Here is a 19,941-nt window from a genome sequence, read left to right as displayed (position 1 = left end):
CCACCGGCGGCCTCCCCCGATCGGGGGAGCGAATTCTCCCGCCTTTCCGCGATGTGCCCGTGGGCCCCGAAAACCAGAATCGGGGTCTCACTGGTCGACGGGACGGAAGGACGGCTGATGAACGCTCAGGGGATCGAGACACCACCGAACGGAAGGGCGCCGCACAACCGCCTGGCCGCGGCCGCCATGACACTGGGCATCATCGGCCTGCCGACCTCGGTCGTCCTCATCGGCGGCCCGCTCGCCGTGATCGGTCTGGTCCTGGGCATCGCCGCGCTGATGGCGGCCAGGCGGACCGGCGTGGGCCGGGGCATGGCCGTCACCGCCGTGGTGACGTCGTCCCTCGCGATCGTGGTGTCCGGGCTGATCGCCGTCTTCATGCTCTGGTACGCGAACCAGACGCAGGAGTGCTATCAGCCCGACAGTTTCCACCAGTACACGCAGTGCGTCCGCGAGCACCTGAACGGAAATTGACCGGCTTTCCCTTATCTCTCCTCGACTTCTCTCCTCACCTTCTCTCCTCGACAAGGACGAGCACCATCGTGCGCATCAGAAACACCCGCAAGGCCCCTCTGCTCGCCACCGGCCTCGTGGTGGCCGCCCTTTCGGCGCTGACACCCGCGACGGCCTTCACCGCCGCCACGGCCTCCGACGCCACCACCGCCGAGCACCCCCCGCGGAAGTACACACAGCAAAAGCTCCGTTGGAATCGCTGCGACGCCAAGAGCCCCGCCACCTTCCAATGCGCGACGGTCAAGGTGCCCCTTGACTACAGCGACCCCGGCGGCAGGACGATCGGCATCGCGATGTCCCGCCTCAAGGCGGGCAGCGCGCAGGCACGTCACGGCGTTCTGCTGCTCAACCCGGGCGGCCCCGGCGCACCGGGACTGCGGCTGCCCGTCGACCCGATCCTGAAGTACCCCGCGGAAGTGAAGCGGCGGTACGACCTCGTCGGCTTCGACCCGAGGGGCGTCGGGCGGAGCGCTCCCGTCAACTGCGGCCTGACCGCCGAGGAACAGGCCGACCATCCGTACAAGGCGGAGACCTTCGCGAAGGACGTGGCCCGGGTCCGTACCTTCGCGGGGAAGTGCCGGGCCAGGGCCGGTGACAAGCTGTCGCACCTCACCACCCGCAACAGCGCCCGTGACATGGACGTCATCCGTGCCGCGCTGGGCGAGAAGACGATCTCCTACCTGGGGGTGTCGTACGGCACCTACCTCGGCGCCGTCTACACGCAGATGTTCCCCGAGCGGGCCGACCGGATCGTGCTGGACAGCGCGACCGACCCGACCCGGATCTACCGGGGGATGTTCCAGGACATGGCGAAGGCGGCCGAGCAGGCCTTCACGCGCTGGACCGCGTGGACCGCACGTCGGCACGCGGCCTACGGCCTCGGCAGCACCCCCGCCGAGGTGCGCAAGACCTACTGGGACCTGATCGCGCGGGCGAACCGCGAGCCCGTCCTCTTCGGGGGACAGGCCCTGACCGGCGACGACATCCGCGCCGACAACAGCACGTTCTTCCACGTCCGCGAGGCCGCCGAACGGATCGCCGCTCTGAGGCAGGCGGCCAACGGCGGACACCGGGACCCCTCCGGTACGCCCGGTCAGGCCCAGGCCCCCGATGCCGACAACAACGACAACTACCTCTCCATCGCCTGGTCCTACATGTGCGCCGACACCCGCACCTGGTCGCACGACCCCGCGCGGTACCGCCGCGAAGCGATCCGTGACGAGGCCCGGTATCCGCTGTACGGCGACTTCGCGGCCGCCGTCGCACCCTGTGCCTTCTGGCAGCGGGGCAGCGAGCCGCAGACCAGGATCGACAACAGGGTCGGCGCGCTGATCACGCAGAACGCGTGGGACTCCCAGACGCCCCTGTTCGCGGGCCGGGCCATGCACCGGGCGTTGCGCGGCTCCCGGATGCTCACCGTCGCCGACGGCGAGGGACATGGCGTCCTCTACGCGCCCGACGGCAACCCCTGCGCGGACAAGGCCGCGACGTCCTACCTGATCACGGGCAGGCTCCCCGCCAAGGACCTGACCTGCGAGGCCGCGGCCGGACAGAGGTAGCGACGTCCACGTCGCATTCGTGCCAGACCCCGGCAGGTGCCCGCTGATGGACTCGGCACCATGCCCGCACAGACCCCCGCCTCAGCCCCGCTCGCCGAGAGTGCGACAGCCGCCGCTGCCACCACCGTCCGCTCGCCCCGCCTCGGCTGGTTCGCCGTCCTCTCCCTCACCCTGGGGCTCTTCTCGATCGTCACCACCGAGATCCTGCCCATCGGTCTCCTCACCCCCATCGGCGACACCTTCGGCGCTTCGGACGGCACGGCGGGGCTGATGATGATGCTGCCGGGGCTGCTGGCCGCCGTCGCCGCGCCGGTCGTCACGGTCGGCACCGGCCGCGTCGACCGGCGCCGCATGCTCTGTCTGCTGATGGCGGTGCTCGCCCTCGCGAACTTCCTCGCCGCGCTCGCACCCGCGTACTGGCTGATGATGGTCTCGCGGGTGCTCGTCGGCTTCGTCATCGGCGCGTTCTGGTCGATCGCCGTGGGGCTCGCGGAGCGGCTCGTTCCGGCGGAGCGGGTGGGGCGGGCGACCGCGGTGATCTTCTCCGCCGTTCCCCTCGGTTCCGTCCTCGGCGTCCCCGCGGGCACGCTGCTCGCCCAACTCGCGGGCTGGCGTGCGGTGTTCGTCGCGATGGGGGTGATCGTGCTCGCCGTCCTCGTCGCGCTCTTCGTCTCCCTGCCCCCGCTCCCGCCCCGGCACGTCACCCGGCTCGCCGTCCTGCGCGACCTGCTCGGCACGGCCCGCGCCCGCGCCGGTCTCGCCGTGACGTTCCTGATCGTGACCGCGCACTTCGGCACGTACACGTACGTCACGCCGTTCCTCGCCGACGTGACGCACGCGGGACCGGGACTGATCACTGCCTTCCTGCTCGCCTACGGCACCGCGGGCATCGTCGGCAACTTCCTCGCGGGCGCGTGGGTCCGGCGCGCGCTCCGGACCACCTTCGCCCTCGCGGCGGTACTGATCGCCGCGGCGACCCTGCTCCTGCCGCTCCTCGGTACGAGCCGTCCCGGCGCGCTCGCGCTGCTCCTGGTGTGGGGCCTGGCGTACGGCGCGGTGCCGGTCTGCTCGGGAACCTGGTTCGCGACCGCGGCGCCGGGTGCCCCCGAGGCGGCGTCCGTCCTGTTCACCTCGTCGTTCCAGGCGACGCTCTCGCTGGGCGCGCTGGCGGGCGGCGTGGTCGTGGACGCGTCGTCCGTGTCCGTGGTGATGGTGGCGGGCGGTGCCACCGCGGTCCTCGCGGCGATGACGTCTCGGCACCCGTAGGAGCGCCGAGCGCCGAGACGTCACCGCGTCCGCATCTCCGTCACCGAGCCACCCGCGTTCTCGTCGTCCGTGCCGAGGAGCACCGTCCGCGTCCCCGGCACCCGCTCCACCGCCTCGATCTTGTGGCCCTTGAACTTCCGCAGGACGTCAGGGGACTTGGCGAGGGAGAGCCGCACCTTCCCGGCGCGGTCGAGGGACACCTTGCCCGCGTCGCTCACCGCCGAGTCGAAGGGCCCGTCGTCGCCCGCGTCCGACGCCGAGCCGACGAGCAGACGGCCCTGCGCGGTGACGGTGAGGTCGGAGGCGTGGCGTACGGCGCCCTTCGGGTAGGCGGCACGGAAGCGGCCGGTGGCGACGGGGCCGAAGTCCGCCTCGCCGTACTCGTTGAAGGAGAACGCGGCCGCGCGCACCGTGGCGGGTCGGTCCTCGCCCGCGCCCCGGTCGGCCCAGACCGCCACCGTGCCGCCGCCCGACGAGGCCAGCGTGAAGCTCTCGTAGTCGTCGCCGTCGGCGATCGCGGGCAGCGGCGAGGTGTCGAGGACCTGGGCCTCGGAGCCGGTGACCTTGAGGTGGTGGACGAGGCCGCGGCTGGCCAGCGCGACGTACTCGTCCGGCGTGCCGGGCACCGCCTCGACCGCCTCCAGGTCGATCGGCTCGGCGCCGCCCGACCAGGCGAGCGGCTCGACGAGCGCGGAGCGCCCCGGGCGGTAGGTGAGTTCGGCGACGCGGTTCTCGCCGGGCTTCTTGTTGTCGCGTACGACGAGGGCGTGGGTGGCGCCGCCCGCACGGCCGGTGAGGGCGAGCCCGCTGATGCCGGAGCGGATGTCCCCGCCGGCCTGCTGCCAGCCGTCGTCGGCGGCGACGGGGGCCCCTGAGGTGAGGAAAGCGGCGGCGACAGCCGCGAGAACGGTCGTACGGAGCAACATGGGGATCTTTCACCTCGGTGCGTGTCGACGCGCGTAGAGCGGGAGTTGGCCGGGAGGCTACCCATCTCCACCGGAGTGAGGCAATGGTCGTGCGCGGACGAGACGCGCCCCGTGAGGGGCGCGGGGAACTGCGCGACCAGCCACGACCCACCCGCGGCTCCCAACGGCCCCACAGTCCCCCGCACCGCACCGCACCGCACAGCGCAGCGAAACCGCGGCTAGCCGATGTGGAAGGACTCCCCGTACACCTTCCAGTCCAGCGGGGTGTTGAGGTTGAGGTTGCCCTTCTTCAGGAAGACCCGCTGCGCGGTGTCGACGCGGCTGGTGTCCTCGTGTGCCTCCTCCTGCTTCATCGCCCAGACCCGCGCGTCGAGGAACGCGTTGAGGTACTTCACCTCGTCGCCGCCCTGCGCCGGCGTCTTGGCCGAACGAAGCGCGCGCTTGCGGATGTTGCTGAAGCTGGTGGAGTCGCCGCCGTCGCCGTGCATGACGATCGCGTCGTAGTAGGCGAACTGGCCGAGGACGCCGATGCCGTCCGTCTTGCCCTGCTTGACGGCCGGGTTGAAGTAGACGCGGTCGCGCTCGTCGTTCTGCGCCTTCTGGAAGTCCGGGTCCTTGGCGGCCTTCGCCCAGTCCTTGGTGTACGTCGGGTCGAGGCCCTCGTGCGACGGGGTGCCGTCGACCTCGCGCAGCGCGGGCAGGTACTTGGCGAGCACGTTGTTCGGCTTGCGCTCGGTGTACAGCTCGACGAGGTCGAGCATGTCGCCGGTGCCGGAACAGAAGCCGATGATCCCGGCGGTGTAGCCGCGGTCGTCGTCGATGTCCTCGATGTAGCCGTACTGCTTCTTCCAGTCGAGGGAGGAGTTCTCCGCGCTGCAGACGATCTGCATCGCGATCTCCTTCTTCGCCGGGTCGTCGAGCCCGCCCGCGGCCGTCCCCGACGAGGTCGGGGTGGCCGTCGCGGTCTGGGTGGCGATGAGCGGGCCCGCCACGGCCGCCGCGCCGATGAAGGCGAGCAGGGTGCGGCGCGAGGTGAGGGTGGTGCGCGGGGGTATGTGGGGGGTCTCCACGAGGGCCTCCTAGAGGGGCGGTTCGAGGGGGAGTTCACGGTTCCGCGTTCTGTTAGGAAGGTTTCCTACCAGAGATTCGCCATGACGTATACCCGTCAAGCCGCGACTGGTCCGCGCCGCCGAATGGCCGGACATCGCGCTGTCGCCCGGATCCGCCGCTCCGTACGATCCCCTCGCTCACGCAATCCGCTCCAGGCGCCTGCAGCCCGCTCATCGCACTACAGCACTTCTCCAACTCCCCACTTCAGTAACGGAACGGAGAACCATGGCTGGTGCACTGCTGCTGACCGGGGCCGTCGCGGCGCTGTTCGGCTCTACGCTCCCCGCGCAGAACACGTCGGCGATCCTCGATCCGCCCCCGGACAAGATCGTCATCGAGGTCGCCACGGTGAACGGCTCCGGCTGCCCCGCCGGTACCGCGGCCGTCGCCGTCTCCGAGGACAACACGGCCTTCACGGTCACCTACAGCGACTATCTCGCCCGCGCGGGTGCGGGGGCCGACCCCACGGCCTTCCGCAGGAACTGTCAGCTCAGCCTCGTCGTGCACGTCCCGTCCGGCTTCACGTACGCGATCGCGAGCGCGGACTACCGTGGTTACGCCTCGCTCCAGCCGGGTGCCAAGGGCACGGAGAAGGCCTCGTACTACTTCCAGGGCTCGCCCCAGACCGCCGCGATCAGTCACGAGTACAAGGGCGTCTACAACGACAACTGGCAGGCGACCGACACGACGGACTGGGCGCAGCTGGTGTGGGCGCCGTGCGGGGTCCGGCGGAACTTCAACATCAACACGGAGCTCCGGGTCGATCTCGGCTCCTCCGACCCGGCCAAGTCGAGCTTCATGACGATGGATTCGACGGACGGGGACATCAGTACCGTGTACCACATGGCCTGGAAGGAGTGCCCCGGTCGACCGTGAGCTGATGTAGGGGCTGCGCCCCTTGCCCCCTTCTCTCTCGCGAGGGGGTGGGGGGTGCGGCTGTCTCCCCGACCGCGGGTGGTCCGTGGCTGGCCGCGCAGTTCCCCGCGCCCCTTAAGGGCCCTGCGGGCCCTCGCGCCCTCAGGCGGGCCCTGGCGGGCCTTCGCGCAGTTCCCCGCGCCCCTTATCAACCGCCGCGGGGAACGGCGCGAGGGCCCGCCAGGGCCCGTAGGGGCGCGAGGAACTGCGCGGCCAGCCACGACGTGCCCGCACTTAAGAACGCCCCCGGAATCCCGGCTACCCGCGGGGCGGGGGTCAAGGGGCGCGGGGAACTGCGCGAGGGCCCGCCAGGGCCCGTAGGGGCGCGGGGAACGGCGCGGCCGGCCACGACGCGCCCGCACTTAAGAACGCCCCCGGAATCCCGGCTACCCGCGGGGCGGGGGTCAAGGGGCGCGGGGAACTGCGCGGCCGGCCACGACGTGCCCGCACTTAAGAACGCCCCCGGAATCCCGGCTACCCGCGGGGCGGGGGCTAAGGGGCGCGGGGAACTGCGCGAGGGCCCGCCAGGGCCCGTAGGGGCGCGAGGAACTGCGCGGCCAGCCACGACGTGCCCGCACTTAAGAACGCCCCCGAACCCCCGCTACCCGCCGACCGAGAGTCGGCCCCGCACAAGCAGAGCGACAGCGTGAACGTCCCCCGAGGGGCGGGTGGCCAGGCGCCCCGGCGAGCGGATCCACGCGTCCTCGATGGGGAACCAGTCGATCCGGACCGGCTCACGCCCCTCCGCGAGCGCCGCGCGAAGCTCCCCGAAGTAACGGGACCACCGCAACCGATAGAGCCCCCCGACCAGCCCCGCCCACTCCCGATTGGCGTAGTCCCGAAGCCCCGCATCCGCCCCGTCCCGCCCGCCCCAGACCGTGACCAGGGACAACTGGTCGTACGCGAGCTCCGTACGCTCCTTCTCCGTGGCGCCCCACGCCCGCGCGTCCGCGACCCAACGGCCCAGCAGGTGGCGGGAGTCCGTGGCGACCAGGCGGTCGAGCAGGTCGATCAGGGCGAGCCACTCGCGGGTCAGCCGGTCGAAGCGGGCCGCGTCCCCCGCGTCGTACGCCTCCTTGATCCGGGGCAGCAGCACGCGGCTGCGGTTGGAGAGTGCCTGGCGTGCGACGTCGAGGAGGTCGCGGCGGTACGCGGACGAGTCGCGCAAGTCACGGCGTACGGCGAGGAGTTCGGTGAGGGCGACCTCGAAGTCGGCCGGGTCGTAACGCATCTTCTTGGGGGACCAGGCGGCCGCCGAGGTGACGGAGAGGTCGGGGCGGGCGCCGAAGAGGCCGTCCGCGCCCTCGGCCCACTCGTCGGCGCGGGTCGTCCCGTACGCGGTGCGGCGCAGGACGTCCCAGGCGGCCGTGGCGTGCGGGTCGCGCGCGCCGTAACGAGCGTGGGACCACTCGGTGAACCAGACCTTGAGGTCCAACTCGCCTGTCCGCCAGGCCAGTTCGGAGAAGAGCTCGAAGGCGGCCGGGTTGTTGTCGGCGGCCTCCGGCATGAGCGAGATGCCGCGCATCGTGCTGCCGGCCTTGGTGCGCCACTTCTCGTAGAGGGCCGCCCAGTCGGGGGTGTTGGCGCCGAGGGCGGTGTGCCCGCCGAAGTTCCAGATGGAGCCGAACGTGTAGGGAGTGGAGCCCCAGTCGGCCTCGCGGTCGGTGACGTGCGGGAAGCGGTCGGAGAGGCCGTCGACGACGAGCATCCGGTCCTTGTCCACGGCGTCGGTGATGGCCTTCGGGGGATTGTGCTGCCAGCCGAGGATGACCCAGGTGGCGCCGGGGTGGGCGGTCCGCAGCGCCTTCTCGACGCCCTTCGCGGCATCGCCTACCGGCACGTCGCCCGGTTTTCCGCCCTCGTGCAGGAGGTCCATCTTGTACATCGTGGTCGGCCCGAACAGCTCGTCCTGCGCGCGGTAGAACGCGGCGGCGACGCGGGCGAAATGGCCGGTGCGCGGATCCAGCCAGTCCGGTCGGGTGAAGCCGACCCAGTCGCCCTGCGGAACGGTCTTCGCGCCCGGGTTCTTGTCCGTGAAACCGGGCGGCACGGTGCCGTAGTAGCCGGGCAGGACCGGCGTCATGCCCAGCTCGCGCAGCCGGTCGCAGATGCGGCGGCCCAGGCGGGCGCGGGCGTCGAGCAGCTGGCGGGAGACGGGGTGGGGGAACGACGACATGTTCTGGAGGAGCCACCACGGCTGGTGGGCGGGGCCCGGGATCCAGGCGCGCAGCTCCTCGTCCGTGTAGCCGAACTCCTGGAAGGCGCGGTGCTGGACGGCGTCGGCGCCGAGGTAGACGAGGACCTCGTTGTAGCCGTGCAGCGCGAGCACGTCGATCTCGCGCTCCCAGTAGGCCCAGTCGTGGTAGGCGCCCGTGTAGCCGTCGTTGGTGTCGTTGAGTACGAAGCGGTGGGGGACGTTGGCGGTGCCGGTGAGCGTGGTGGCGGGCGCGGGAAGTCTCTTCGGCAGGTCGGTCTGGCTGCCCGCCCAGGTGATGTTGGCGTGCGCGGTGTGCTTCAAGTAGTGGCGCAGGCCTGCGAGTTGGGCGGCGGGGGTGGTGCCATCGACGGTGAGGTGGCCGGGGCGGCTGCCGGTCACCCGGAAGGTGTCGGTGGCGTCCTCGCGTGGCGCCGGTGTCGTACGGAAGGTCAGCTGGTCCCAGTGGTCGGGGAGGAGTCGCCTGGCGGCGTGCGCGGCGGCCGGCCGGCCGGGGGTGGCGTGGGCCGGGGCGGGGGCGCCGGTCGCGGTGCGGGCGGAGCAGGCGGCGGCGGTGCCGGCGGTGCCGGCGGCGGCGGCCAGGCCGGTGAGGAAGGTGCGGCGGGGGAGTGGCATGGGTGTCTCTTGCCCCGTCCGTCCCTCTCGGGTAACCCCGGGGTGGAGTTGTTCGCCCCGCGGGTCGCTCGTGGCTGGCCGCGGGGCGATCAACGCCTCCACCATGGTCGCCCGCGGCCCGGCTGTGGCTGGCCGCGCAGTTCCCCGCGCCCCTTTACGGGCCCTGGCGGGCCCTCGCGCAGTTCCCCGCGCCCCTTAAGGGCCACCCCTCGCGCCGTTTCCCGCGCCCCGCCGCGTTCAGCCCTCTATCTGCTCTGCGCGAGTGACACCGTCTACCTCGCCGATGCCCTCGCGCGCCGGGTCTGGCGCACCCGGCCCACCGAGGGCAGGGACGACCGGCGGGCCGAGTTCCAGGATTCGTTGAACCTCCTGCGCCGCTTCACCCACCGGCTCCGGAGGTACTGCGAAAGAGGGTCAAGCCGGGGGCCAAGGGCCTGCTGTACGTGCCGGACCAGGCCCAAATCATGTTGACCGCCCCCGGCTGGCGGTGCTGGAGTCGCCGCGTGGACAGCATCCCCGCCAACCGGCGGCTCTGGAATCAGATCAGCGGCACCTACCAGCACGAGCACGACCCGCGGATCGGCGCCGCGCCCCGGCTGTGGGGCATGTACTCCGTCCCCGACGCGCACCTGGACGCCCTGGGCGACGTCACCGGCAAGCGCGTCCTCGAACTCGGCTGCGGCGCCGGTCAGTGGTCGCGGGCGCTCGCCGCCGAGGGCGCCGACGTGGTCGGGCTCGACCTCTCCGAGGCCCAGCTCGCCGCGGCCCGCGGCGCGATGGGAGCGATCCGCTACCCGCTGGTGCAAGGCGCCGCCGAGCGACTCCCCTTCGCCGCCGCCAGCTTCGACCTGGTGTTCTGTGACTTCGGCGGGCTCAGCTGGGCGCCCCCGCACCTGGCCGTCCCCGAGGCAGCGCGCGTCCTGCGCCCAGGCGGACGCCTCGTGTTCAACGTCGCCAGCCCATGGTTCGAAGCCTGTTACGACGAAGCGGCCGCCCGCGTGACGACGACGCTGCAACAGGACTACTTCGGGCTGGACGCCATCGCCGAAGGCGACGGCGCGACCAGCTATCAGCTCACCTACGGCGACTGGGTCAGGGTCCTGCGCGGCGCGGGTCTCGTCATCGACGACCTCATCGAGCCGCGCCCCGAACGCGGCACGACCAACGGCTACAACGAGACCGACCCACCTGACTGGGCCCACCGCTGGCCGGCGGAACTGCTCTGGGTGACCCACAAGCCGTAGAGGCGGAGTGAGTCATCGGAAGGCGGAGCATCGGTAGGCGGAGTCATCGGATCGATTCCGGCCGGAAAGTTCAACTGGTGGCGTGCGGCCCCGAGTTCAGGGCATTGACATCCGATGTATTCATCCCTACGTTCCCCAGCGACCCCCAAGTCCCATGACTCCAAGTCCCACCCCCCAACCTAGGGAACCCCGGGAGCCGCCCCATGCGCCACAGAGCCACTGGACCCGCCCTGCTCCTCGCCGCGACCCTCGTCAGCGCGGCCGTCATCCCCAACGCGACCGCCGCCCCCGCCGTCCCCGCCCCCGCCCAGGAGAACGCACGCCCCGCGGGCCCCGGTACCGACCACGCCTCCGACGACCCCTTCACCGCCGACCGCACCAACTGGTTCCGGCAGGACCGGTTCGGGATGTTCATCCACTTCGGGGCCTACTCGAACCTGGAGGGCGAGTACGAGCGGCCCGACGGGAGCGTCTGCCGGGACGCCGAGTGGATCAAGCGGCAGTGCGACATCCCCATGGACGCGTACGAGAAGCAGGCGCAGGGCTTCAACCCCGCGGACTTCGACGCCGAGGCCGTCGTGAAGTCGGCCAAGGACGCCGGGATGAAGTACATCGTCATCACGTCCAAGCACCACGAGGGCTACGCGATGTGGCCGACGAAGGTCAACGACTGGAACCTGCGCGACCATTCGTCCTTCGACAAGAACCGCGACATCCTCGCCGAGCTGAAGAAGGCCGCCGACGACGCGGGCATCAAGCTCGGCTTCTACTACTCGATCTGGGACTGGCACGACAAGGACTTCCCGGACCCCGCCACCTTCCCCATGTACGAGAAGCGCATGTACGCCCAGCTCAAGGAGCTGGTCGACAACTACGACCCGGCGCTGCTCTGGTTCGACGGCGAGTGGGACACCGACAATCCGCACAACCCCTGGACCTCCAAGGACGGCGAGAAGCTGGAGTCCTACCTCCGCGGGCTCGACCCCGACCTCGTCATCAACAACCGCGTCGGCAAGCGCCGCGTCGTCGACGGCGACTACGGCACCCCCGAGCAGGAGATCCCCGGCGCCCCGGTCGACGGCCAGCTCTGGGAGTCCTGCATGACCCTCAACGGCCATTGGGGGTACGCCCGTTACGACGAGAACTGGAAGTCCGCGCAGGACCTGACCCGCAATCTGCTCGCCACCACCTCGCGCAGCGGCAACTACCTCCTCAACGTCGGCCCCGACGCCCGCGGCCGCGTCCCGGGCCCCTCCGTGGACCGCCTCAAGCAGATGGGCGACTGGCTGCGCACGGCCGGACAGGGCAACGCCGTCTACGGCGCCCGCTACGGCGGTCTCGTCGAGGAGCCCGCCTGGGGTTCGGTGAGCCGCAAGGGCGACAAGCTGTACGCGGCGGTCACCCAGTGGCCCGCGGCGGGCGGCTCCCTGCACCTGAAGGCGCGTACGGACTTCAAGGTGAAGGCCGCCCGCGTCCTCGGCAGCGGCCAGAAGGTGACGGTCACCAAGTCCGGTGACGGCTACGACATCAAGCCCTCGGGCGCCGCCACCAACCCGACCGCGACCGTCGTCGAGCTGGCCGTGGACCCCGGTCCCACCGCCCGCCCCGGCCGCGGCAAGGGGCTCAAGCAGGAGGTCTTCGACAACGCGAAGCTCGAAGGCACCCCGAAGGTCACCCGCACCGACCCCACCCTCAACCACGCGTGGAAGTTCGACGGTTCCCCGGCCGCCTCGGTCCCGACCGACGACTTCAGCGTCCGGTGGAGCGGTTCGATCGAGCCGCGCCGCTCGGAGACGTACACGCTGACGACCGTCTCGGACGACATGGCGCGCGTCTGGATCGACGGCAAGCTCGTCATCGACTCCTGGTCGCCGCACGAGCCGAAGGTGGACAAGGCGCAGGTCGCCCTCACCGCGGGCAAGCGCCACACGATCAAGGTCGAGTACGCGGAGCAGACGGGCGAGGCCCATCTGAAGCTGCTCTGGTCGAGCCCGGGACAGGAACAGCAGATCGTGCCGGAGAGCCAGTTGTACGCGCGCTGACGCGCGGCTGCCCTGCCCGCGCCGACACAGGGCGCGCGGCCGGTGCTTTTGTGGCGATTCAGGCCCCAAGTCCCTACCGAATAAGGACTTGGGGCCATTGCCGCGAGGACCATTGGCGGGCACTTTCCCGCCATGGCGGTTGGCAATGTTGATCGACGTCCGCCAGCAGTCGATCCGAGAGAGTGACCGCCCCGTGAGCGCGCCCGAAGCACCAGAGACACCGGCACCCCCCGCTCCGGAGGCCGTGGCGAGACACCGCGCACTGTTCCGCGCGATCCACCGCCGCAAGAACCCCAGGCTCCGCAAGTCGGACATCACCGTCACCGAGGAAGCCCAGGTCAGGCGCGCGGTGAAGGCGACCGCGCTGGGCAACGCCATGGAGTGGTACGACTTCGGCGTCTACGCCTACCTCGCCGTCATCATCGGCAAGGAGTTCTTCCCCTCGGGCAACGACACCGCGCAGACCCTCTCGTCGCTCGCCACCTTCGCGGCCGCCTTCCTGGTGCGCCCCATCGGCGGCATGTTCTTCGGGCCGCTGGGCGACCGCGTCGGCCGCAAGAAGATCCTCGCGCTCACCATGATCATGATGTCGGCGGCGACGCTGGCCATCGGCCTGATCCCCAGCTATACGACGATCGGCGTCTGGGCGCCGATCCTGCTCGTGTTCTGCCGCATGGTGCAGGGCTTCTCCACCGGCGGCGAGTACGGCGGGGCGGCGACCTTCATCGCCGAGTACGCGCCGGACAAGCGCCGCGGCTTCTGGGGTTCCTTCCTGGAGTTCGGCACCCTGATCGGCTACACCGTCGCCGCCGTCCTCGTCACCACCCTGACGATGCTGCTCAGCGACGACGCCATGCAGTCCTGGGGCTGGCGCATCCCGTTCATGGTGGCCGCGCCGCTCGGACTCATCGGCCTCTACCTGCGGATGAAGCTCGACGAGTCGCCCGCCTTCCAGAAGATGGAGGAGGGCGGCCCGGCCGCCGAACGCCAGAAGAAGTCCCTCAAGGACTCCTTCTTCGGCCAGTGGCGCGCGATGCTGCTCTGCATCGCCCTGGTCGCCGCGTTCAACATCACCGACTACATGCTGCTGTCGTACATGCCCACGTACCTCACCCAGCTGGGCTTCGGCGAGGCCGGCGGCCTGATGTCCATCGTGATCGTCATGCTGATCCTGATGGCGCTGATCAACTCCGTCGGCAGGCTCTCCGACCGCATCGGCCGCAAGCCGGTCCTGATGGCGGGCTCGGTGGGCTTCTTCGTCCTCGCGCTGCCCGCGTTCCTGCTCATCAAGCAGGGCGGCACGGTCGCGGTCTTCACCGGTCTGCTCATCCTCGGCCTCGCCCTGGTCTGCTACCTGGGCGTCATGTCGTCCTCGCTCCCGGCCCTCTTCCCGACGGACGTCCGCTACGGCTCCCTGTCCATCGGCTTCAACATCTCCGTCTCGCTCTTCGGCGGCACGACCCCGCTGGTCGTCGCGGGCCTGATCAGCGCCACCGGCAACGATCTGATGCCCGCGTTCTACACGATGCTGGCGGGCCTCATCGGCATCATCGCGGTCGCCGCGATGAAGGAGACGGCCCGCCAGCCGCTGGAGGGCTCCCCGCCGTCCGTCGCGACGGACGAGGAGGCGCAGGAACTGGTGGAGTCGCAGCCGCAGTCACAGCCGCAGTACTGACCGCGACGGCTCAACGGCCCTCGGCGTACGCCACGAACTCCGCCCAGGCGCGGGGATCCACGGCGAGCCGGGGGCCGTCCGGGTTCTTGGAGTCGCGGACGTGGATGGTGGTGGGGCAGGGGGCGATCTCTACGCAGTCCCCGTCGCCGCTGCTGCTGTAGCTGGACTTGCGCCAGGTGAGAGCGACGTCTATGCAGTCGCCGTCTCCGCCGCTGCTGTAGCTGCTCTTGAACCAGGCCAGTTCGGGGGTGCTCATTGCGCTCCTCGCATCCGCTCCAGCAGGCTCACCGAGTCCTCGAACGAGAGAGCCTGTGCGCGCATCCTGGCATACCGCATCTGGAGGACGCTGATCTCTTTTGGCCTGGAGATGAGCTGCCCGCTCCGCTGGCCTTCGGCGTAGGCGAACCACTGATTCTCCGGAGTCTCCAGCAACTGCATCGGCCCACCCAGCCCCGCATGACTCTCCCTTACCACCGGCATGATCTGAATCTCGATGTTCCGCCGCTGGGCGAGCCCCAGAACGTGGTCGATGAGTTCCATGGTGACTTCATGCCCGCCCATGCGGCGCAGGAACAGATGTTCCTCAAGGATGAAGCTGAACGCGGTGTTCGGTCGCTCCGTGAGCAGCAGTTGACGCTCCGCCCGAGCCTCCAGCTGGGCCGCGATCTGGTCGTCGCCCAGCGGGGGAAGCTGATTGACGAACAGCGTCCGCGCGTACGCCTCGGTCTGCAACAGCCCCGGGATCAACCGGCATTCGTACGTGTTGAGGGCCAGCGCCTCCTGTTCCAGAAGGGCCCACTGGCGGAACCACGTCGCCAGGCCCGGCTTGCGCGTCAGCTGGTTCGCGGCGAGCCGCAGCGTGCCGAACGCGTCCAGGGATGCCTCGCACCGGTCGACGAAGCGGCCCGGCGGGAGCCGCCTGCCCTGTTCGATGGAGGCCAGGAAGTGCGAGGAACAGCCGATCTCCTCGGCCAGTTCCTCCTGGGTGACACCGGCGCGCTTGCGGAAGCTCTTCAGCACCACGCCGAAGGTCTTCAGGCCGTCCGACGGCTCCGGCTCTTTGGTGCTCGACGACATCATGGGTAACCCCCGACGCTCGTGTGCTGATCCCCGCCAACAGCCCCATGGTCACGGTCCGTTACCCCGTCTGTCCACCCTTCGTACTCGTACGCTGACGGAGCGTACGAGTTTGGTTGCTGGTGTAGGGCCCTCCCGTGCGGCCACGGTGGGACCATGCCGACCCGAGTCCAACCCGCCGCCCCCGTGCGGGAAGTCGCCGAACGCCTCAGCTCGACGCCCCGGGGCGCCCGTCTCGCCCGCAGGCTGGCCAGGTATCACCTGGACGGCTGGGGCATCCCGTACGACTCCGATCCGTCCAACGCCGCCGAGGCGATCGTCGCCGAGCTCGCCGCGAACGCGGTGACCCACGGTCGCGTACCCGGCCGTGATTTCGAGCTCCGCCTGACGCTCCACGCGGACACGCTCCGTGTCGAGGTCTCCGACACTCGCGTCGAACGCAGGCCGCCGCAGGACCCCGAACCGCCCGTGCCCGACGGCGAGTCGGGCCGCGGGCTCGTGATCGTGGCGGCGCTGGCCGCCGAGTGGGGCGTGACGGGGCGGCCGGTGGGCAAGACGGTGTGGGCCGAGCTTTCGTTGGATACCCAACGCGCGTGAGGCGCAAGGGAGTTGGTTCACTTCACGTACACCTGGGAGGGTCCCTGCCGGACGTGTGGCGTACGCCGGGGCGACACCGGCAGGCCCCAGTCTCACGCAAGATCCGTCCGTCCCGGAACGAGGAGACACCGCGTGACCAGACGCCGTCCGACCCATCGAACGATCGGCCCGGTCCTGCTCGCACTGACCGCCGTCCTGGCGGGTGCCACGGTCACGGCCGCCGCACCCGCCCGCACCGGCGCCGCCGATCCGCTGCCGGGCATCACGCCCCGCGCCGAGACGCCCGTGCTGCACGACGACGACGCGGGCGGCAACGCCGACGCCGACGACCCCGCGATCTGGCGCGACGCGGCGGACCCGGCGCGCAGCCTGGTGATCGCCACGGCGAAGGAGGGCGGGCTGCGCGCGTACGACCTCGACGCGCGGCCCGTCCAGTCGGTGACGCCGCCGCCCGCCGAGGGCCCGGACGACGCGCCGGGCCGCTTCAACAACGTGGACCTCGTCCACGGCCTGAAGCTCTCCTCCGGAGCGTCGGGCCGCGCCGACCTCGCCGTCACCAGCGACCGCGGCCACGACCGGCTGCGCTTCTACCGCATCGACCGCGACCGCCCCGGCGGCCCGCTCACCGACGTCACCGACCCGGCCGCCCCGCCGGTGTTCTCCGCCGACCAGGCCGAGATCAACGAACAGCGCACCGCGTACGGCCTCGCGACCTGGCAGGACAAGACCAGCGGCCGCTCGTACGCCCTGGTCAGCCGGCGCGAACGGACCAGCGTCGCGCTCCTCGAACTGCTCCCGGGGCGGGGCGGCAAGGTCTCCTACCGCAAGGTCCGCACCCTGGACCTGCCCTCCTCCTTCCGGCTGCCGAACGGCACCTCGTGGAGCCCGTGCGCCGAGCCCGGTGAACTCCCGCAGGTCGAGGGCATGGTCGTCGACCCGGCCGACGGCACGCTGTACGCGGGACAGGAGGACGTCGGCATCTGGCGCCTGCGCGCCGACCTGACCGGCAAGCCCCAACTCGTGGACAAGGTACGGGAGTACGGCATCCCCGGCGTCTACGACGAGGAGACGGAGGAGTGCGCCCCGGGCGCCGACCCCGGCTACGGCGGCAAGCGGATCGCCTCCGACGTGGAGGGCCTGACGCTGGTCCAGGAGTCCGACGGTGATGGCCATCTCCTCGCCTCCAGTCAGGGCGACAACACCTTCGCGGCGTACGACAGGGAGGTGAGCGACCGCAACGAGTACGAGGGCGGCTTCCGCGTCACCCCTGCGGGCGGCGCCCTCGACGGCTCCGAGGAGTGCGACGGCGCGGCCGCCCTGAACCGGCCGCTCGGCCCGGAGTTCCCGCACGGCCTGCTGGTCGTCCAGGACGGCCACGACGCTCCCGGTGACGGCGACCGCCCCGCGACGAACTTCAAGTTCGTCGACCTCGGAAAGGTCATGAAGGCGCTGGAAGACTGAGAGGTCATGGTCATCCTGGACGACTGACGGGGTCATGCGCGCCCTGGCCGGCTGACGGGCCGCAGTACCGTCGCCGCCAGGGCGATGCCCGCCGCCGCGATGCCCGCGGCGACCCAGAAGGCGAGCCGGTAGCCGTCGGCGGTGGCGGTGAGGACGTCCGTGCCCTGCCCGGTGAGGGTGTCCGCCCGGCTCGCCGCGAGCGTCGTCAGGACCGCGAGACCGAGCGAACCGCCCACCACCTGCGTGGTGTTGAAGAGCCCGGAGGCGAGCCCGGCGTCCTCCTCGGCCGCGCCGCCCATGGCGAGCCCGGTCACGGCGGGCATCGCGGCCGCGAACCCGGCGCCGAGCAGCAGCATCCCGGGCAGTACGTCGACGGCGTACGAACCGTCGGCGGGCAGCATGCCGAGGAGTGCGAGGCCCGCCGTGATCAGGGTGAGTCCCGCGAGGAGCGTCCGGTGGGCGCCGAAGTGGCCGATGACCCGCGCGGAGAGCCCCAGCATCAGGAGGCCGATGACGACGGGCGCGGGAAGGAACGCCGTGCCGGTCTTCAACTCGCCGTAACCGAGCACGCGTTGGAGGTAGAGCGCGCCGATGTACTGGAAGCCGTACATTCCGGCGATCATCGCCATCTGCACGGCGTTGGCGCCGGTCAGGACCCGGGACCTGAACAGCCGCAGGCGGAGCAGGGGCCGCGCCGCGCGGGCCTGGCGGACCGTGAAGGCCACGAAGAGGAGGAGCGATCCGGCGGCGAGGGCGAGCGTCGCCGCGGTGCCGTGCTCGGCGGCGGTCACGATGGTGTAGACGGTGAGCATCAGTGCGGCGGTGACCAGCGCGGCGCCCGGGTAGTCGGCGCCCTCGCTGAGCCCCGCACCGCGATCGGCGTCGAGCACGCGCACGGCGGCGACGAGCGCGACGGCGCCGATGGGCAGGTTGATCAGGAAGATCCAGTGCCAGTTGAGGGCCTCGGTCAGCGCCCCGCCGAGGAACGTGCCGATCGCCCCGCCCGCCGCGCCGACCGCGCTGAACACGGCGATGGCCTTGGCCCGGTCGCGCGCCTCGGGGAAGAGGGCGACGAGCATGCCGAGCACCACCGCGGAGGTCATCGCGCCGCCGACGCCCTGGAACGCGAAGGCCTGCTGGAACGCACCGTCCACCCGACGGTCCCCCCCCCGAAGGTCGAATACGAACTGACCCCCGTGGCCCGCGAGTTGCACGGCACGCTCCTGCAACTCACCGGCTGGGCGGACCGGAACCGGGTGACGATCGCGGAGTCCCGGGCGGCGTACGACGAGGCGCGCGGCCTCGTGGAGGTCTAGCACCGCCCGGCGCGGACCTCTACGGTGACCCGATGGTGTCGATCAAGAAGTTCCAGGTGACCTTCGACTGCGCGGAACCCGAGCGCCTCGCCCGCTTCTGGTGCGAGGTCCTCGGCTATGTCGTACCGCCGCCGCCGGAGGGGTTCGCCGACTGGGCCGCGTACAAGAACGCCCAGCCGCCCGAGCGCCGCGACGCCTGGTTCGCCTGCGTCGACCCCACGGGCGAGGGCCCGCGCCTGTACTTCCAGCGAGTCCCCGAAGGAAAAGCGGTCAAGAACCGGGTACACCTAGACGTCCGAGTCGGCACGGGCCTCGTCGGCGAGGAACGCCTCGCCGCACTGGAGGCCGAGTGCGCACGGCTGATCCCACTCGGAGCGGTGCACGTACAGACGCTGTACGACGGCGAGGACGCGTGCATTCCGATGCTGGACATCGAGGGGAACGAGTTCTGCGTGGACTGAGGTCCAGATCTGGGCCGACACCCGGGGCGAGTCCTTCTTCGCCCGCGACGAACTCCGCTGGCTCGCGTACGTCGCGGGCGCGGAGCGGGTGAGCGGCCCGCATCCGGCGCGGACGGATGAGTGGAGCGCGGCGGCGCTCCGGGAGCCCCGTCAAAGGGAGAACAGGAACGTGCGCGAACTGCGCCGCCGGGAGTCGGGTCCGCTCAGTCGCCTGCCCCGTCCCACTGCCCGCCGAACTCCAACTCCCTTGCCCGCAGCCCCGCCTGGAAGCGTGACGTCGCGCCGAGCGTCGTCATCACGTCGGCGACGCGCCTGCGGAACGTCCGCAGCGACATGCCCAGTTCGCGCGCCGTGACCTCGTCGGTGCGGCCCGCGCCGAGCGCCCGGAGGATGTGGCGGGCCTCCTCGCCCAGCGCGGGCGGGCGCGTGCGGCGGTAGTCGGCGAGGTCCGTGGCCGTCTCCCAGGCCGCGTACACCAGTGTCCTGACGCCCTCGACGGCGATGGGGGACTGGATCACCGTGAAGGTCCGTACGCCACGGACGGGCGCGCCCGCGAGGATCGCGACCCGCCGGTCGATGACGATCGCCTCGTGCGCGAGCGGCGCCGCCGAGATGCGCACCTCGGCCCCCGACGCGGCGATCCTGACCAGGCGCTGTTCGGACCGCTCGTCCGCGAGCGCGCGCGGCGTGTACAGCTTGCGCATCGTCAGGCCGCCCGGCTCGATCCGGGGCCGGCCGCTCGCGGCGAACGCGGCGTTCACGCCGGGCGAGAAGGTCACCAGGTCGGCCGCCGCGCACAGGAACTCCTCGCGGGCCCCGGTGAACAGGTCACCGGCCCTGCGCACCAGCTCCCGTTCGCCGCGCAGGGACACGATGTGGTCCTTGGGGTCGCTCGTGGCGGGCTGGTTCGTCGGCATGGTGCGGCCAGTCTGCGGCGCGGCGGGCACCG

17 protein-coding genes and 1 pseudogene are annotated in these 19,941 nt (G+C 71.1%); 11 read left to right on the top strand and 7 right to left on the bottom strand.

Annotation, left to right across the window (positions count from 1 at the left end; translation table 11 throughout):
* The first annotated feature begins 117 nt into the window (after positions 1–117).
* The 3 genes from ACIO9J_RS14600 (at position 118) to ACIO9J_RS14590 (ending at position 3,338) form a co-directional block, all read left to right on the top strand.
* Positions 118–474 (top strand): DUF4190 domain-containing protein, encoded by a 357-nt coding sequence (locus ACIO9J_RS14600; RefSeq protein WP_401997849.1) that lies wholly within the window; start codon positions 118–120, stop codon positions 472–474.
* A gap of 68 nt (positions 475–542) precedes the next feature.
* Positions 543–2,072, top strand: coding sequence for an alpha/beta hydrolase (locus ACIO9J_RS14595; RefSeq protein ID WP_401997846.1), 1,530 nt, complete (start codon positions 543–545; stop codon positions 2,070–2,072).
* A gap of 60 nt (positions 2,073–2,132) precedes the next feature.
* Positions 2,133–3,338: an MFS transporter gene (locus ACIO9J_RS14590; protein WP_401997843.1), complete on the top strand. Its 1,206-nt coding sequence runs from the start codon at positions 2,133–2,135 to the stop codon at positions 3,336–3,338.
* Between the two features lie 20 nt (positions 3,339–3,358).
* Here the strand turns inward: ACIO9J_RS14590 and ACIO9J_RS14585 are convergent, their stop codons facing one another.
* A complete protein-coding gene (locus ACIO9J_RS14585) occupies positions 3,359–4,264 on the bottom strand; it encodes a hypothetical protein (protein ID WP_401997840.1) in 906 nt (301 codons plus the stop codon).
* A 218-nt stretch (positions 4,265–4,482) separates the two neighbouring features.
* Entirely contained in the window at positions 4,483–5,334 is an 852-nt protein-coding gene (locus ACIO9J_RS14580; protein ID WP_401997837.1) for a chitosanase, read from the bottom strand.
* A gap of 265 nt (positions 5,335–5,599) precedes the next feature.
* Between ACIO9J_RS14580 and ACIO9J_RS14575 the strand changes: the two genes are divergently transcribed.
* Positions 5,600–6,250, top strand: coding sequence for a DUF4360 domain-containing protein (locus ACIO9J_RS14575; protein WP_401997834.1), 651 nt, complete (start codon positions 5,600–5,602; stop codon positions 6,248–6,250).
* A 640-nt stretch (positions 6,251–6,890) separates the two neighbouring features.
* Here ACIO9J_RS14575 and ACIO9J_RS14570 read toward each other — a convergent pair.
* Positions 6,891–9,119 (bottom strand): alpha-N-acetylglucosaminidase, encoded by a 2,229-nt coding sequence (locus ACIO9J_RS14570; RefSeq protein WP_401997832.1) that lies wholly within the window; start codon positions 9,117–9,119, stop codon positions 6,891–6,893.
* A gap of 503 nt (positions 9,120–9,622) precedes the next feature.
* Between ACIO9J_RS14570 and ACIO9J_RS14565 the strand changes: the two genes are divergently transcribed.
* The 3 genes from ACIO9J_RS14565 (at position 9,623) to proP (ending at position 14,080) form a co-directional block, all read left to right on the top strand.
* On the top strand, positions 9,623–10,363 hold the full coding sequence (locus ACIO9J_RS14565; RefSeq protein ID WP_401997829.1) for a class I SAM-dependent methyltransferase: 741 nt from the start codon (positions 9,623–9,625) through the stop codon (positions 10,361–10,363).
* Between the two features lie 203 nt (positions 10,364–10,566).
* The gene (locus ACIO9J_RS14560; RefSeq protein ID WP_401997826.1) at positions 10,567–12,405 is read left to right on the top strand and encodes an alpha-L-fucosidase; all 1,839 of its coding nucleotides are present in this window, start codon (positions 10,567–10,569) and stop codon (positions 12,403–12,405) included.
* Between the two features lie 145 nt (positions 12,406–12,550).
* A complete protein-coding gene (gene proP, locus ACIO9J_RS14555) occupies positions 12,551–14,080 on the top strand; it encodes a glycine betaine/L-proline transporter ProP (protein ID WP_401997823.1) in 1,530 nt (509 codons plus the stop codon).
* Between the two features lie 10 nt (positions 14,081–14,090).
* Here the strand turns inward: proP and ACIO9J_RS14550 are convergent, their stop codons facing one another.
* Both ACIO9J_RS14550 and ACIO9J_RS14545 read right to left on the bottom strand, forming a co-directional pair.
* A complete protein-coding gene (locus ACIO9J_RS14550) occupies positions 14,091–14,336 on the bottom strand; it encodes a DUF397 domain-containing protein (protein WP_401997820.1) in 246 nt (81 codons plus the stop codon).
* On the bottom strand, positions 14,333–15,160 hold the full coding sequence (locus ACIO9J_RS14545; RefSeq protein ID WP_401997819.1) for a Scr1 family TA system antitoxin-like transcriptional regulator: 828 nt from the start codon (positions 15,158–15,160) through the stop codon (positions 14,333–14,335). The genes ACIO9J_RS14550 and ACIO9J_RS14545 overlap by 4 nt, the downstream gene beginning before the upstream one ends.
* Positions 15,161–15,313: 153 nt before the next feature.
* On the opposite strand from ACIO9J_RS14545, the gene ACIO9J_RS14540 reads away from it, so the two are divergent.
* Entirely contained in the window at positions 15,314–15,754 is a 441-nt protein-coding gene (locus tag ACIO9J_RS14540; protein ID WP_401997816.1) for an ATP-binding protein, read from the top strand.
* Between the two features lie 132 nt (positions 15,755–15,886).
* The gene (locus tag ACIO9J_RS14535; RefSeq protein WP_401997813.1) at positions 15,887–17,215 is read left to right on the top strand and encodes a phytase; all 1,329 of its coding nucleotides are present in this window, start codon (positions 15,887–15,889) and stop codon (positions 17,213–17,215) included.
* A gap of 32 nt (positions 17,216–17,247) precedes the next feature.
* On the opposite strand, the gene ACIO9J_RS14530 is transcribed toward ACIO9J_RS14535, so the two are convergent.
* Positions 17,248–18,369, bottom strand: coding sequence for an MFS transporter (locus ACIO9J_RS14530; RefSeq protein WP_401997810.1), 1,122 nt, complete (start codon positions 18,367–18,369; stop codon positions 17,248–17,250).
* Here ACIO9J_RS14530 and ACIO9J_RS14525 point away from each other — a divergent pair.
* A pseudogene (locus ACIO9J_RS14525) lies at positions 18,334–18,531 on the top strand (winged helix-turn-helix transcriptional regulator); the annotation flags it as partial. The gene ACIO9J_RS14530 and the pseudogene ACIO9J_RS14525 sit on opposite strands and share 36 nt — an antisense overlap.
* 32 nt (positions 18,532–18,563) lie before the next feature.
* Positions 18,564–18,992: a VOC family protein gene (locus tag ACIO9J_RS14520; RefSeq protein WP_401997807.1), complete on the top strand. Its 429-nt coding sequence runs from the start codon at positions 18,564–18,566 to the stop codon at positions 18,990–18,992.
* Between the two features lie 203 nt (positions 18,993–19,195).
* On the opposite strand, the gene ACIO9J_RS14515 is transcribed toward ACIO9J_RS14520, so the two are convergent.
* Positions 19,196–19,909 (bottom strand): DNA-binding response regulator, encoded by a 714-nt coding sequence (locus tag ACIO9J_RS14515; protein ID WP_401997804.1) that lies wholly within the window; start codon positions 19,907–19,909, stop codon positions 19,196–19,198.
* Positions 19,910–19,941: the final 32 nt, after the last annotated feature.

Origin of the sequence: Streptomyces sp. NPDC087300 (genome assembly GCF_044744425.1) — a bacterium.
GTDB lineage: Bacteria > Actinomycetota > Actinomycetes > Streptomycetales > Streptomycetaceae > Streptomyces.
Note: the sequence above shows the minus strand (reverse complement) of the source record. Positions and strands in the feature narration are given on the sequence as shown.

What these genes read in the sequence shown, in the direction of transcription:
- ACIO9J_RS14600 (WP_401997849.1), top strand. Translation starts at nt 118, where the DNA reads ATGAACGCTCAGGGGATCGAGACACCACCGAACGGAAGGGCGCCGCAC.
- ACIO9J_RS14590 (WP_401997843.1), top strand. Translation starts at nt 2,133, where the DNA reads ATGCCCGCACAGACCCCCGCCTCAGCCCCGCTCGCCGAGAGTGCGACA.
- ACIO9J_RS14585 (WP_401997840.1), bottom strand. Translation starts at nt 4,264, where the DNA reads ATGTTGCTCCGTACGACCGTTCTCGCGGCTGTCGCCGCCGCTTTCCTC.
- ACIO9J_RS14575 (WP_401997834.1), top strand. Translation starts at nt 5,600, where the DNA reads ATGGCTGGTGCACTGCTGCTGACCGGGGCCGTCGCGGCGCTGTTCGGC.
- ACIO9J_RS14570 (WP_401997832.1), bottom strand. Translation starts at nt 9,119, where the DNA reads ATGCCACTCCCCCGCCGCACCTTCCTCACCGGCCTGGCCGCCGCCGCC.
- ACIO9J_RS14560 (WP_401997826.1), top strand. Translation starts at nt 10,567, where the DNA reads ATGCGCCACAGAGCCACTGGACCCGCCCTGCTCCTCGCCGCGACCCTC.
- proP (WP_401997823.1), top strand. Translation starts at nt 12,551, where the DNA reads ATGTTGATCGACGTCCGCCAGCAGTCGATCCGAGAGAGTGACCGCCCC.
- ACIO9J_RS14550 (WP_401997820.1), bottom strand. Translation starts at nt 14,336, where the DNA reads ATGAGCACCCCCGAACTGGCCTGGTTCAAGAGCAGCTACAGCAGCGGC.
- ACIO9J_RS14545 (WP_401997819.1), bottom strand. Translation starts at nt 15,160, where the DNA reads ATGATGTCGTCGAGCACCAAAGAGCCGGAGCCGTCGGACGGCCTGAAG.
- ACIO9J_RS14540 (WP_401997816.1), top strand. Translation starts at nt 15,314, where the DNA reads ATGCCGACCCGAGTCCAACCCGCCGCCCCCGTGCGGGAAGTCGCCGAA.
- ACIO9J_RS14520 (WP_401997807.1), top strand. Translation starts at nt 18,564, where the DNA reads ATGGTGTCGATCAAGAAGTTCCAGGTGACCTTCGACTGCGCGGAACCC.
- ACIO9J_RS14515 (WP_401997804.1), bottom strand. Translation starts at nt 19,909, where the DNA reads ATGCCGACGAACCAGCCCGCCACGAGCGACCCCAAGGACCACATCGTG.